Origin of the sequence: Duganella guangzhouensis, assembly GCF_009674535.1 — a bacterium.
GTDB classification, from domain to species: Bacteria; Pseudomonadota; Gammaproteobacteria; order Burkholderiales; family Burkholderiaceae_D; genus Rugamonas; species Rugamonas guangzhouensis.
Genome location: NZ_WKJK01000010.1, coordinates 238,631 through 252,050, shown reverse-complemented (window position 1 = coordinate 252,050; position 13,420 = coordinate 238,631). Strand labels below are relative to the sequence as shown.

Genomic DNA, 13,420 nt, shown 5'->3' with positions numbered 1-13,420 from the left:
CAGATGGATGTCGTGATACGCAACGCCAATCTGGCCGACGGGCAGCAGGGTGTCGACGTTGCCATCGAACATGGCCGGATTATGGCGGTGGGGCCGCGTTTGCCGTTGCAGGCGGCGCAGGAAATCGATGCCGGCGGCGATCTGCTGAGCGCACCTTTCGTTGATGCCCATTTCCATATGGACGCCACCCTCAGCTATGGTCTGCCGCGCGTCAATGCGTCCGGCACTTTGCTGGAAGGCATCGCGCTATGGGGCGAACTGAAGCCGCAGCTGACCCAGCAGGCGCTGATCGAGCGCGCGTTGCAGTATTGCGACTGGGCGGTGGCACGCGGCCTGCTGGCGATCCGCTCTCACGTCGATGTCTGCGACGACCGCCTGCTGGCGGTGGAGGCGCTGCTGGAGGTCAAGCGCCAGGTCGCGCCTTATCTGGATCTGCAACTGGTGGCGTTCCCGCAGGACGGCGTGCTGCGCGCGCCCAACGCGCTGCTCAACCTCAAACGCGCGATCGCGATGGGGGTGGATGTGGTGGGTGGCATTCCGCACTTCGAGCGCACCATGGCCGAGGGCGCGGAATCGGTGCGCATTCTGTGCGAGTACGCCGCCGATCAGGGTTTGATGGTGGACATGCATTGCGACGAGTCGGACGATCCGCTGTCGCGCCATATCGAAACGCTGGCGTTCCAGAGCAACCGGCTGGGCTTGCACGGCCGCGTCACCGGCTCGCACCTGACATCGATGCATTCGATGGACAATTACTACGTCAGCAAACTGCTGCCGCTGATCCGCGAGGCGGGCGTGGCGGCGGTGGCCAATCCGCTGATCAATATCACGCTGCAGGGCCGTCACGACACGTATCCGAAGCGGCGCGGCATGACGCGGGTGCCGGAGTTGCTGGCGGCCGGCATCCCGGTCGCGTTCGGCCACGATTGCGTGATGGACCCGTGGTACAGCCTGGGTTCGGGCGATATGCTGGAAGTGGCGCACATGGGCTTGCATGTGGCGCAGATGACCGGCCAGCAGGCGATGCGCGATTGCTTCCAGGCTGTCACCGCGACCCCGGCCGCCATCCTCGGCTTGCAAGGTTATGGCGTCGCGCCCGGCTGTCATGCCGACCTGGTGCTGCTGGACGCGGCCGATCCGGTGGAGGCGATCCGCCTGCGCGCGGCGCGCCGGCTGGTGATGCGGCGCGGAAAAATCATTGCCGAATCGCCGCGCGCGCGCGCCAATCTGGAGTTGCCGGGCCGTCCCGCCAGCGTGGATTTCCGGCTGGGGCGCTGAGCGGGCCGCGCCGTGCACGGCTTGTGCAAGCGCGCGAAATACATGACAATTGGACACTGTTAAATCCGCCTGGAGTTACCTTGAAAGAAATCGCCATCCGACCCGCCACGGAGGCCGACTTTGCCGCCATGTGGGAAATATTTCAGGAACTGATCGCCAGCGGCGACACCTATTATTTCGCGGCCGACACCAGCCGCGACGATTGCCACGATTACTGGTTCGGCCCCGGCGTGCAGAGTTTTGTGGCGATCCACAACAACGAACGGCTGGTCGGCATGTACCGCCTGGTGGCCAACCAGCGCGATCGCGGTTCACATGTGGCCAACGCCTCGTTCATGGTCAGCCCGGCGGCGCAGGGCGTCGGTGTCGGCAAGCTGCTGGGCGGCGATTGCCTGGACCGGGCCCGCACCCAGGGTTATCTGGCGATGCAGTTCAATTACGTGGTCAGCTCGAATATGCCGGCCGTGCTGCTGTGGAAGAAGCTGGGCTTTTCCATCGTCGGCACGCTGCCGCGCGCTTACCGTCATCAACACCTGGGCTATGTGGATGTGTACGTGATGTACCAGTTGCTGGCCGATCCTTCGCACTGGCCGGACGCATGAAGATACTGGAAACCGCCCGCCTCAACCTGCGCCTGATGCATCCCGACGATGCGGCGTTTTACTACGAACTGGTCAACGATCCCACCTGGCTGGAGCATATCGGCGACAAGGGCATCCGCAGCGTCGACGGCGCGCGCGCGGCCATCCTCGACGGCCCGCTGGCGATGCAGACGCGCCACGGCCATTCGCTGTATGTGATGGAGCGCAAGAGCGATGGCCAGCCACTGGGCTTGTGTGGCCTGATCAAGCGCGACACGCTGCCGGACGTCGACATCGGTTACGCCATCCGCCCGGCCTACTTCGGCCAGGGGTATACCTACGAGGCCGCCGCCGCCGTGGTGGCCTATGCGCGCGATGTGCTGGGCATTCGGCGGCTGATGGGGATCACCAATCCGGCCAACACGGTGTCGATCAATCTGCTGGCCAAGCTGGGCCTGAGCTTCATCGAGCATGTGCCGATGCCACCGGATGGTCGTCCTACCAATATTTACGCCCGCCAGCTGTTGTAGCGGCGAGAATCCGCGACTATTTCTGTTGCTCCTTATTGGCAAGTGTGCGTCCGGCGTGCATGATGGTTAACAGCCTTTGCCAAGGAGGAAACGATGAAACTCGCCAATCTCAAGATAGGCGTGCGTTTGGGTTTGCTGGGCGCCTTCTTCTTCGTCGCGCTGGCGGTGGTCGCCACCTCCGGCTGGCGCGCGCTGGATCACGGCAATCAGCGCAGCGCAGACGCGATGGCGCGCTCGGTGGCGATCAGCCAGGCCATCGACACGGCGCGCGGCGCGCAGGTGGAATTCAAGATCCAGGTGCAGGAGTGGAAGAACACGCTGTTGCGCGGTAACGATACGGCCCAGTTCGACAAATACAGCAAGGCCTTCGTCCAGGGCGGCGAGAGCACCCGCGCCGAGCTGCAGAAGCTGGCCGCGCTGCTCGACCAACTCCAGCTCAGCACGCCGCTGGTGGAGGAGGCCATCAAAACCCAGAACGAGCTGGTGGCGCGCTATATGGCGGCGCTGAAAAAATACGATCCCGCTAACCCCGACAGCGCGCATGTGGTCGATGCGCTGGTCAAGGGCATGGACCGCGAGCCGACCAAGAAGATCGATGACATCGTCGCCTACATCGGCGCCGAGGCCAAGCGGCTGGGCGAGTCCATGGCGGCGGACAACGCGGCCGCGCACCGCCAGGCCTTGCTGGCGATGGGCGTGACGCTGCTGATCACGCTGGTGGTGGGTTGCGTGACGGTGGTGTCGCTGATCAAGAGCATCACGGTGCCGCTGCAGGCGGCGGTGGGGGTGGCGCAGACCGTGGCCGGTGGCGATCTCAGCAGCGAGGTGCGGGTCACCAGCAAGGACGAGATCGGCGATCTGCTGGGGGCGCTGCGGCTGATGCAGGATAACCTCAGCAATATCGTCGGCAAGGTCCGCAGCGGGACCGAGACCATCCACGGCGCCACGGTGGAAATCGCCGCCGGCAATCTGGATCTGTCCGGCCGCACCGAGGAGCAGGCCAGCTCGCTGGAGCAAACGGCGGCCGCCATGGTGGAGCTGACCACCACCGTCAAGCAGAACAACGAGAACGCGGCCGAGGCGTGCCGGCTGGCCGACAGCGCGTCCAGCGTGGCGGTCAAGGGCGGCGACGCGGTGGCGCAGATGGTGCATACCATGGGCGAGATCAACGACAGTTCGCGCAAGATCGTCGACATCATCGGCGTTATCGACGGCATCGCGTTCCAGACCAATATCCTGGCGCTGAACGCGGCGGTGGAAGCGGCCCGTGCCGGCGAGCAGGGCCGCGGTTTCGCGGTGGTGGCGTCCGAGGTGCGCAACCTGGCGCAGCGCTCGGCCGCCGCCGCGCGTGAAATCAAGGAATTGATCGGCACCTCGGTGGGCCGGGTCGAGCAGGGCAGCAAGCTGGTCGGCCAGGCCGGCGACACCATGAGCGAAGTGGTGGCCAGCGTGCAGCGCGTGACCGCCATCATCGGTGAAATTTCGGTGGCCAGCGGCGAGCAGCGCGATGGCATCGAGCAGATCAGCATCGCCATCACGCAGATGGACAGCGTGACGCAGCAGAACGCGGCGCTGGTCGAGCAAGCGGCGGCGGCGGCGGACGCCTTGCAGCAGCAGGCGGCCAGTCTGTCGGAAGCGGTCAGCATCTTCAAGCTGCGGGGCCAGGCTCCGACCGCGCTGGCGGCCGGAAGCGGACGCATGCTGCAACTGACACGCTGATATTTGCCACAGGCCGTTTGATGTGCCTCAAGCGGGCGCGTGAACGGTCTGTCGGCCGCAACCCTATCCTCTATCATTTCCTCTTCCGTAGTGCACCCGACGAAGAGGGACAGCATGAACACCATATGGCCGGTAGTGGCCGGTGCGGCGCCATGTCTGCTGGCGCTGTGTTTCGGTCAATGGCAGGCGCGCGGTTTGCGTGCGCGCTGCGCGCAATTGCAGACGGCGCTGGCGGCGCAGCGCGACACTGAAATGCGGCTCGACTTCATCGCCCATCACGACAGCCTGACCGGCTTGCCGAACCGGCTGCAGTTCCAGCTGCAGCTGGAACACGGCGTGGCCTATGCGCGCCGTCACGACAGTCTGCTGGCGGTGCTGTTTGTCGATATCGACCGCTTCAAATCCATCAACGATACGCTGGGCCATGACGCCGGCGACCAGGTGCTGGTGCAGTTCGCCCAGCGCCTGCGCCAGTGCGTGCGCGAGGTGGACACGGTGGCGCGCCAGGGCGGCGATGAATTCATCGTGCTGCTGACGGAGCTGAAGCACGGCGCCGATGCGCAACAGGTGGCGGAAAAGATCATGAAGGCGATCGTGGAGCCGTTTGTCGTTAATGGCGAGCTGCTGGAGGTGGCCGCCAGCATCGGCGTGGCGGTGTATCCGGATGACGACGAGGATATTGAAACCCTGATCGAGAAGGCCGACCTGGCGATGTACGCGGCCAAGCAGCGCGGCCGGGGCGCCAGCCTGCGCTTCCTGCCCAGCATGCAGGCCAAGGCGTATTCGCGGCTGATCCTGGAGACGGCGCTGCGGCACGCACAGGAGCATGATGAGTTCATCCTGACCTATCAGCCCAAGCTGGATCTGAAGTCGCAGCGCATCGTGGGCGTGAAGGCGCTGCTGCGCTGGAAGCATCCGGAACTGGGGCTGGTGATGCCGCTGGATTTCCTGCCGGTGCTGGAGCAGAGCGCGCTGATTCTGCCGGTGGGGGCGTGGGTGATGGCGACGGCGGCGGCGCAACTGCGGCGCTGGATGGAGCAGGGGCAGACGCTGATGGTGGCGGTGCATCTGTCGCCGCGCCAGTTCTTCCACAAGGAGATCGTGCCGACCTTTGCGGCGATACTGGAGAAGGCAGGTGTGCCGGGATGCTGCATCGAGCTGGAAATCACCGAGGCGATGCTGATCGATAAGGGACAGAACGCGGAGGAGATTCTGCAGCAGTTCAAGCAGCTCGGCGTGCGGATTGCGATCAGCGATTTCGGCACCGGTTATGCGTCGCTGAATTATCTGCGGCGCTTTACGGTGGATGTGGTGAAGATCGATAAAGGCTTTGTCGATGATCTGGCGCGCGGCGGGGCGATGGTGCGGGCGATTATCGAGATGGCGCAGACCCTGAACATGCGGGTGATCGCGGCCGGCGTGGAGAGCGATGAGCAACTGGCGCAGTTGTCGGAGATGGGCTGCGATGAGGCGTTCGGCTTCTGCATCAGTCCTCCGGTGGCGCCGGAGGAGATGGAGGCGCTGCTGGCGGGGCGCCGGCAGCGGGTTGGCCTCAATGTTGCGGCATGATGCGGATACCGTGGATGTCGAACTTGTTGGATGCGCCCTGGACGCCGCCCGCATCGCTGTAGCTGGCGTTGTTGCGCATGTAGCTCATGTTGTAGAAGTCACTCAGTTCCAGCGTGTAGTTGCCGGGCTTGAGGTTGGTGCGCAGCGGCGTGGAGTACTTGGCCGGCTCGCTGGCGGGGGAGTGCGGCAGCTGGATCACGTCGTAGGCGACGGTGGCGCCCTTGTTGTCTTTCAGGGAGGCCCATTTGACGCCGCCGCTGATGCCCAGGTTGATCTGGTGGGCGGTGTTGCGGTACTTGATCTGGATCGCGTAGTTACCTTGCTTGTCGACCGTGAACGCTTGGGCGAAGGTGTCCGCCGGCGCGCCCCAGCCGGGTCGAGAGATGGCGATTTCTTCGCCGTTGTTCAGGCAGGCCGGCATGCTGTGGTGACTGCGGTTGCCCGAGCCGACGTACACCGCTTCCACCGCGTAGCAGGCGTTCGCCAAACCGCCGGCATGACGATCAGCCCACTCCAGCGCACTCACACGCGACCCGACCAACTGGCCGTCGCGGTAGATGTTGTACACGATGCCGTCCGCGCCGCCGCCCGCCACCGCGCCGCCGCCCGCCACCGCGCCGTCGCCAGCCACCACGCCGTCGCCAGCCACCACGCTGCGGCCCGCCGCCGCAGCGCCGCCAGCCGCCACCGTCGCCGTCGCATCGCGTCTTGTCGCCGTGCCGCCGGGGGCGAGGTGCAGCGTCGGGAAGCCGTAGGTGCCACGTTCCAGTTTGTCGATGCGCGGTTCGGCCGGCGCGTACACCGCCGCATCCTGCACCAGCGGCTTTGCGTTCACGCTTCGTTTGTTCTGCTGGCCGCTCTGCAGCTTGCCGAGCCGGATCTCGATCGTGTTGTCCGCGCCCAGCGCATCCCACGCCAGCGCCGCGCCGGCCGGTTTGCCGTTGAGCGTCACGCCGGCCACCGCGTAGTAGCCCTCGCCACGCGCCGCCGCAGGCAAACGCACACGCACGTTGAGACGCTTGCCGCGCAGGTTCAGATTGTTGAGCGCAATCGCCTCACTGCCGGCAAACGTCTCGCGCCGCAGCCGCGCCGTGATGAACGGTTTGAGCGTGATGCCATCTGCCGTGGTCTGCACGCCGAACACACTGCCGACCACCATGCCCAGATAGCCGCCCACAGACCACAACTGCCGGCGCGAATTCACCACCGGGCCACTCAGCTTGCCATCATCCAGCATCGGCTGTCCGGATAACCACTCCAGATTCTCCATATTGGACAAATTGGTCGCCGCGCCGCGCATCAAGGTATCGTAAGCCGCATCAGCAACGGCAACGTTACCGCCGATGGCCGCCGCCTTCAGCCCGAACGCCGTCACAAATGGCCAGATCGCGCGATTGTGATACACCGCCGTCGCGGCCTGCTGCGGCCAGATCACCGGCGCCCCCAGTGGACCATGCGGATAATGCGCCAATATGCTCTGCGCCTGGCGCGCATCCGCGATCCCGGTGACGATCGCCAGCGACTGTCCCAGCCAGTCATACTTGTACATCGCCGCGCCATCGAAATGGCCCGCCGTCACACTGCTGTACATGCCGCTGTCGGCCTGCCAGAAACGCTTGTTGATGGCGACCTTCAGCGCCGCCGCCCAATCGGCATAACGCCCCGCGCGCGACGCGTCGCCCTGTTCCGCCGCCAGTTGCGCCGCCAGCGTCAGCGCCTTGTAGTGCGCCGCGTTGGTCGACAGCGCCTTCGAGGTGGCCATGAACGACAGCTCGCCCGGCAGCCACGCCGCATAACTCTGCTCGCGCCAATCGAGGAAGGATTCTTCGCCGCTGTACAAACCATCGACCGCGTCCCAGATCGCAATGCGGTCATTCTCCAGCGTGTTGACCAGCGCCCGCAGCGCCGTCGCCGCGAACGCCTTGCGCTGCTCCGGCGGCAGCGCCTTCAAGGCTTCATCCGCGCCGAAGGCCCAACTGACACGATCCGAACTGACCGGCCAGCTGCCGCCGCTGCCGGTGTCCTGCACGATCTGGAAGCCGTCGCCGCTGACGTGCGGGCCGCCTTGCGCGCCATCGCGATAGCCGGCCAGTTTGAATTCCAGCGAATTGCGCGTTCGCTGCGGGTCCAGCATGCCCACGCCCAGCGATGCCGCGTAGGACAGATCGCGCGTCCACACGTAATGCCACAACTCGCCGGTTTCAAAGCAATCGCAGGCGATCGCATTGCCGCCGTTGTAGCTGCCGTCGCGGATCTCCTTCACCGAATCCAGCTTCATCTCATTGCCGGCCAGCGCGAACAGCGCATCGAAGGCCAGATTGCCACTGCGGACCGTCGGCAGCGCGTCCGATTCGGTGTAGCCGATTTCCTGCTTGCCGCCTTCGCGCACGCGCATGGTGGTCGACTGCGTGTAGCTGCGCAGCGCGGCGCCGGCGTCCGGCGTGGCGTATTGCACCGTCTCCTGCTTGCCGTCCCAGGTGCGATAGTTGGTGGTGGCGGTGGCGGCGCCGTAGGCATTCAGCACAGCGAACGGCAATAACGCCAATAGGGCGACAGGGCGCTTCATTGTTCCACCTCCAGGATCAGCACCGAGCGTGCCGGTAATTTGACTAGCCCGTCCAGCGACACGCGCTGGCCGGTGATGACGTCCTTGCCGGCCTTGGCGCCGGCAAGCATTTCGTGGAAGCGCTCCGTGTTCAGCACCGTCTCGGTAGCGTTCTTGTTAAACGCCACCATCACCTTGCGCTGGTCGTCGTAACGGAAGTAGACATAGGTGTTCTGCTCCGGGCCATAGTGCATCATGCGGCCATTGTGGATCACCGACGCGCCCTTGCGCCAGTTGAACAGCTTTTTCACATACGCCTGCGCCGCCAGTTGCTGCGGTGTCAGCCCCTTGCCGGTAAAGGCATTGATGGTGTCGCCGCTCCAGCCGCCGGGGAAGTCGGCGCGGTAGGACGCATCGTCGCGCTCCTTGATGGTGCTGGTCATCAGGATCTCGCTGCCGGTGTAGAACTGCGGGATGCGCGGCGCGGTGGCGACAAACGCCATCGCCATGCGGAACAGATTCTCGTCGCCATGCAGCTCGCTGAAGATGCGCGACATGTCATGATTCCCTTCGAACAGCACCAGATTGCCGGCGTTCGGATACAGATAGTCCAGCGACAACGCTTCGTACAGAGAGGTCAGGCTATGCTGGTCGCCATCGCCGCCGGCCAGGCCGCGCCGCATGGCGTCAGTCAGCGGGAAGTCCATCATGCTCGGCATGTGCGACACATAGCCGTTGAAATTGCGCTTGCCCTCCTGCCAGTGCGCCACCACCGGCGCCATGGTGCTCCATTCCTCGCCCACCAGATTCAGGTGTGGATATTCGGCCATCAGCGCGCCGGACCAGCGGCTCAGGAAGTCGGTGTTGGAATAGCCGTAGGTATCCACCCGCAGGCCGGACAGCCCGGCGTACTCGATCCACCAGATATCGTTCTGGATCAGGTAAGTGGCCAGATAGGGATTGGCCTGATTCAGGTCCGGCATGCTCTGTACGAACCAGCCGGCGGTGAAGTTGCGCTTGTCCTGTTCCGACGCATACGGATCTTGCAGCGCCACCCGGTGATGCTCGGTCGGCACATACTTGCCCTGATAGGTCAGCCAGTCCGGCGTCGGCATGTCCTGCATCCACCAGTGCTTGCTGCCGATGTGGTTCAGCACCACGTCCTGGATCACGCCTAGTCCCTTGGCACGCGCCTGCGCCACGAAGTCGCGGTACTCCTCGTTGCTGCCGTAGCGCGGATCGATGCGGTAATGGTCGGTGGTGGCGTAGCCGTGATAGGAGTAGGCCGGCATATTTGATTCCAGCAGCGGCGTCGGCCACAACATGGTGAAGCCCATGCCGGCGATGTAGTCCAGATGCTCGGCCATGCCGCGAATGTCGCCGCCATGGCGGCCGCCGCCATCGGCGCGGTTGGCCCGCTCGCTCATGCCGGCGGCGTTGTCGTTGGCCGGATTGCCATTGGCGAAGCGGTCCGGCATCACCTGATAAATGGCGTCGCGCGGGCTGAAACCGGCGCGCTGGGCCGAGCCGGGCGCGCGCGCCAGTAGCTGGTAGTGATAGTGCACCACCTGCCGCTCGCGCTCGAAGCGCAGGTCGAGGTTGCCAGGCTTGGCGTCCGGCGCGATGTCGAGGTCGATGAACAGGTAGTTACGGTTGGCCACCCGGCTCACCGCCGCGATGCGCACACCGGGATAGCTGAGCGCCGGCTCCAGGTCGGCAATCTGTGGCCCATGCACCATCAGCTGTAGTTTGGTGTTATGCATGCCGGCCCACCACAGCGGTGGGTCCATGTGATCGATGTGGTAAGGGGCGGCGAGGGTGGCCAAGGGCAGCGCCGACAGCAGCGCGGCGGCAAACAGCTTGTTCATACAGTCTCCCAGGAGCGCATGTAGTAGCCATACTACAGATGCATTGTGGTGGTTATCCAGCGAGGATACTATGGAAATCAGGCTAATTTCTAGTTTTAATACAAAGCGGCATCCCGGAACCTAGCAAATTGCTACCAAGCAATCGGAGCTCGGTAGGAATTGCTACAAAAAATAGCCAGCTTGGTAGTCAAAATGTAGTTCCACTACACCGTGGCGATAAAAACTTTGTAGCCGAAATACAACGGGAACAACGTTTTCATAGGGAATCTCAGGCTTTGCGCCCCTGTAACGCCGTAGGTGAACGGAAGCTTGATTGACATGAAATCTAGTTTTAGTACAAAATTCCGCTCAGAACGTCCTTCAGAACGTTCGTAAACCTTGGACCCGTGTAGTCGATATGGCGCAAGCCGGCGGTAGTGGCGGGTATTTTTTAGATGATGAGGGGACACACTGATGAAAAATTCCGTCAACCAGCGCGGCGCCGGCTCGGCTCCAGCCAGTGTTGTGTTTAAATTAAGCCCGGTGGCAGCCGGCTGCGCCGTGTTGCTGTCGACCATGGTCCAGCCTGTGTTCGCACAGAGCGCGCCAGCCGCGACCGACTCGGTACAAAGCGTGACGGTGTCGGGTATCCGCCGTGGTATTGAAGACGCGATCTCGGTCAAGAAAGACGCCAGCTCCATCGTTGAAGCCATCTCGGCCGAAGATATCGGCAAGCTGCCGGACACCACCATCGCGGAATCGCTGGCACGCCTGCCGGGTCTGACCACCCAGCGTACCAAGGACGGCAACGCCTCCACCGTCAGCATCCGTGGCCTGGGCCCGGACTTCGCCGGCTACCTGCTGAATGGCCGCGAACAGACCAGCACCGGCGACAGCCGCTCGGTCGACCTCAGCGCGTATCCGGCTGAACTGATCGCCGGCGCCACCGTTTACAAAACCACCGACGCCACCGTCATGGGTGCCGGCCTGGCCGGTACCATCGATCAGCAGCTGATCGACCCGCTGGCCTTCGGCGGCCGCACCATCCAGTTCAAAGTTCAGCGCAACAAGAACGGCCTGGGCTTGGACGTGCAGGGTAAAGGTCACCGCGAAAGCGCCACCTATATCGACCAGTTCCTGAACCGCACCGTCGGTGTGGCGATCGGTTTCGTGCGTCAGACCAACGATTCGTCGCAATATGAATTCAGCACCTGGGGTGACTACACCGGTCCAGTGACCACCACCAGCGGCGACACCGTCACCGCCAAGGTGCCAGGCGGCTCCGGCTACAACGCCATCACCCGCAACACCCGCGACGACCGCAAGGGCGTGGCAGCGATCATCGCCTACAAGCCTAACCGCGACTTCAACAGCCAGATCGACATGTTCTGGTCGAAGATCGACGACTACATCAAGCTGAACCAGGTACAGATTCCAGGCACCGGCACCTTCACCAACGCCACCGTGTCGAACGGCGTGGTGAGCTCGGCCACCATGAACAATGTCGGCCTGATCGACCGCAACGAAGGCATCCTGGACAAGGACACCATCAAGTCGATCGGCTGGAAAAACAACCTGAAGATCGGCAATGGCTGGAGCGCCATGGTCGACCTGAGCCACAACTCGGCCGAGCGCGTCGAGCGTGACGTCGAGTACTACGGCGGCACTGCGGCCAACGCCAACCTGACCCTGACCGGTCTGAACAACGCCATTCCGCAAATGTCCTACGGTAACAGCCTGACCGATCCGTCGACCATGGCGGTGCGTAACCAGTGCGGCTGGTCCGGCATCTCCAACAACTCGGCGTGCGGTTCGGTGTCGCAGGCCGGTTACTACAAAGGCCCGACCGTCACCGACCAGGTGAACGCGCTGCGCGCCGAAGCCAAGTACGAACTGCCGGAAAACGGCTACTTCAGCAATCTGAAATTCGGCGCCAACTTCACCAACCGCTCGAAAAAACGCGTGGCCGATGAAGGCGTGATCCAGTCGGCAACCGGCGACGGTTACGACCGCGTGGCCTTCCCAAGCAGCTCGACCGTGGCCAACAACGTTGGCGGCACCGGCCTCAGCATGCTGGTGTTCGATCCGGGCGTGGACCTGATCCCAGGCACCGTGCTGACCCGTAAGTACAACAACGACATTCTGTCGAAGTCCTACGGCGTGCAGGAAAAACTGACCACCGCTTACGCCAAGCTGGACATCGATACCCGTGTGGGCGAATTCCCGGTCAGCGGTAACGTCGGCTTCCAGGCTGTGCACACCAAGCAGGAATCGGCCGGTTTCCGCGCCAACGTCGGCTCGACCCCGACCCTGGACAACCCGGCACCGGGCCAGCAGGTTGATGGCGAGAGCTACAACGACTTCCTGCCGTCGCTGAATCTGAATGTGGACCTGGGCAATAGCTACCTGGCCCGCTTCGCGGCCTCGAAGCAGGTGGCGCGCGCCAACATGACCGACCTGCGCAACTCGTTCAGCTTCGCCAAGAACGACACGCCAACCGCCGTCAATGGCGTGGTACCGCCAGCACGCTACGAAGGTTCGTCCGGCAACCCGCACCTGAAACCGTTCCGCGCCGATGCGCTGGACTTGTCGCTGGAAAAATACTTCGCCAAGAAGGGTTACATCAGCGCCGCCGTGTTTTACAAAAAGCTGAACAGCTACATCGTGTCGAAGACCGATACCAACTACGACTTCACGCCTTACCTGGCGGCCTTCGGCCTGCCTAGCCTGGCGGGCGGCAATCGCGGTATCTACACCACCACCGTCAACGGTAGCGGCGGCAACCTGAAAGGCGCGGAGCTGACCGCTTCCGCACCATTCGAGTTGATCCACCCGATTCTGAACGGCTTTGGCGCCAGCGGCAGCTACTCGTCGACCTTCAGCTCGGTGAAACTGCCTAACACCATCGGCAAGAATCCGGACCAGGTGGCGGACGCCGGCAACATCCCGCTGCCGGGCCTGTCGAAAACCAACGCCAAGCTGCAACTGTACTTCGAGAAATGGGGCTTCAGCGCCTTCGTGGCCAACAACTACCGTTCGCGTTACGTCGGTAGCGTAGCCAACGATACCGTCGGCGGCTTCCCATCGCTGGTGTACATCGATTCGCAGAAATGGCTGTCGGCGCAGATCGGTTACGAGATCCAGAGCGGTCCGCTGAAAGGCCTGGGCCTGCGCGTTGAAGGTAACAACCTGAACAGCCCATACTATGTGGAACGCAACGCCGACGGTTCGGTCAAAACCCGTACCCAGACCGGCCGCACGCTGTTCTTCAGCGTCAACTACAAGATGTAAGATAATCGCCTGAGGCGACCAAAGGCTCCTTGACCGACTCGCTTCGGCAAGGGGCCTTTT

Annotated in this window: 8 protein-coding genes; 6 read left to right on the top strand and 2 right to left on the bottom strand. The window is 63.5% G+C overall.

Annotation, left to right across the window (positions count from 1 at the left end; translation table 11 throughout):
- Window positions 1-3 precede the first annotated feature (3 nt).
- The 5 genes from GJ699_RS20130 to GJ699_RS20110 all read left to right on the top strand — a co-directional run bounded on the left by GJ699_RS20130 (window position 4) and on the right by GJ699_RS20110 (window position 5,677).
- Window positions 4-1,278: an amidohydrolase family protein gene (locus GJ699_RS20130; RefSeq protein WP_154379555.1), complete on the top strand. Its 1,275-nt coding sequence runs from the start codon at window positions 4-6 to the stop codon at window positions 1,276-1,278.
- 80 nt (window positions 1,279-1,358) lie between these two features.
- The gene (locus tag GJ699_RS20125; protein ID WP_154379553.1) at window positions 1,359-1,880 is read left to right on the top strand and encodes a GNAT family N-acetyltransferase; all 522 of its coding nucleotides are present in this window, start codon (window positions 1,359-1,361) and stop codon (window positions 1,878-1,880) included.
- The gene (locus GJ699_RS20120; protein WP_154379551.1) at window positions 1,877-2,389 is read left to right on the top strand and encodes a GNAT family N-acetyltransferase; all 513 of its coding nucleotides are present in this window, start codon (window positions 1,877-1,879) and stop codon (window positions 2,387-2,389) included. Before GJ699_RS20125 ends, GJ699_RS20120 begins: the two co-directional genes overlap by 4 nt.
- Window positions 2,390-2,482: 93 nt before the next feature.
- Window positions 2,483-4,108 (top strand): methyl-accepting chemotaxis protein, encoded by a 1,626-nt coding sequence (locus GJ699_RS20115; protein WP_154379549.1) that lies wholly within the window; start codon window positions 2,483-2,485, stop codon window positions 4,106-4,108.
- A 114-nt stretch (window positions 4,109-4,222) separates the two neighbouring features.
- A complete protein-coding gene (locus tag GJ699_RS20110) occupies window positions 4,223-5,677 on the top strand; it encodes a putative bifunctional diguanylate cyclase/phosphodiesterase (protein WP_154379547.1) in 1,455 nt (484 codons plus the stop codon).
- Here GJ699_RS20110 and GJ699_RS20105 read toward each other — a convergent pair.
- On the bottom strand, window positions 5,661-8,243 hold the full coding sequence (locus tag GJ699_RS20105) for an alpha-L-rhamnosidase-related protein (RefSeq protein ID WP_195763595.1): 2,583 nt from the start codon (window positions 8,241-8,243) through the stop codon (window positions 5,661-5,663). The genes GJ699_RS20110 and GJ699_RS20105 overlap by 17 nt on opposite strands.
- The gene (locus GJ699_RS20100; RefSeq protein WP_154379545.1) at window positions 8,240-10,090 is read right to left on the bottom strand and encodes a glycoside hydrolase family 13 protein; all 1,851 of its coding nucleotides are present in this window, start codon (window positions 10,088-10,090) and stop codon (window positions 8,240-8,242) included. The genes GJ699_RS20105 and GJ699_RS20100 overlap by 4 nt, the downstream gene beginning before the upstream one ends.
- Before the next feature lie 453 nt (window positions 10,091-10,543).
- Here GJ699_RS20100 and GJ699_RS20095 point away from each other — a divergent pair, with 453 nt between their 5' ends.
- Window positions 10,544-13,360 carry a TonB-dependent receptor gene (locus GJ699_RS20095; RefSeq protein WP_154379543.1) on the top strand — a complete coding sequence of 939 codons (2,817 nt, stop codon included), beginning with the start codon at window positions 10,544-10,546 and terminating at the stop codon, window positions 13,358-13,360.
- The last annotated feature ends 60 nt before the right edge of the window (window positions 13,361-13,420 follow it).

Coding starts and splice junctions, on each gene's coding strand:
- GJ699_RS20130 (WP_154379555.1), top strand. CDS start 4: ATGGATGTCGTGATACGCAACGCCAATCTGGCCGACGGGCAGCAGGGT.
- GJ699_RS20120 (WP_154379551.1), top strand. CDS start 1,877: ATGAAGATACTGGAAACCGCCCGCCTCAACCTGCGCCTGATGCATCCC.
- GJ699_RS20115 (WP_154379549.1), top strand. CDS start 2,483: ATGAAACTCGCCAATCTCAAGATAGGCGTGCGTTTGGGTTTGCTGGGC.
- GJ699_RS20110 (WP_154379547.1), top strand. CDS start 4,223: ATGAACACCATATGGCCGGTAGTGGCCGGTGCGGCGCCATGTCTGCTG.
- GJ699_RS20105 (WP_195763595.1), bottom strand. CDS start 8,243: ATGAAGCGCCCTGTCGCCCTATTGGCGTTATTGCCGTTCGCTGTGCTG.
- GJ699_RS20100 (WP_154379545.1), bottom strand. CDS start 10,090: ATGAACAAGCTGTTTGCCGCCGCGCTGCTGTCGGCGCTGCCCTTGGCC.
- GJ699_RS20095 (WP_154379543.1), top strand. CDS start 10,544: ATGAAAAATTCCGTCAACCAGCGCGGCGCCGGCTCGGCTCCAGCCAGT.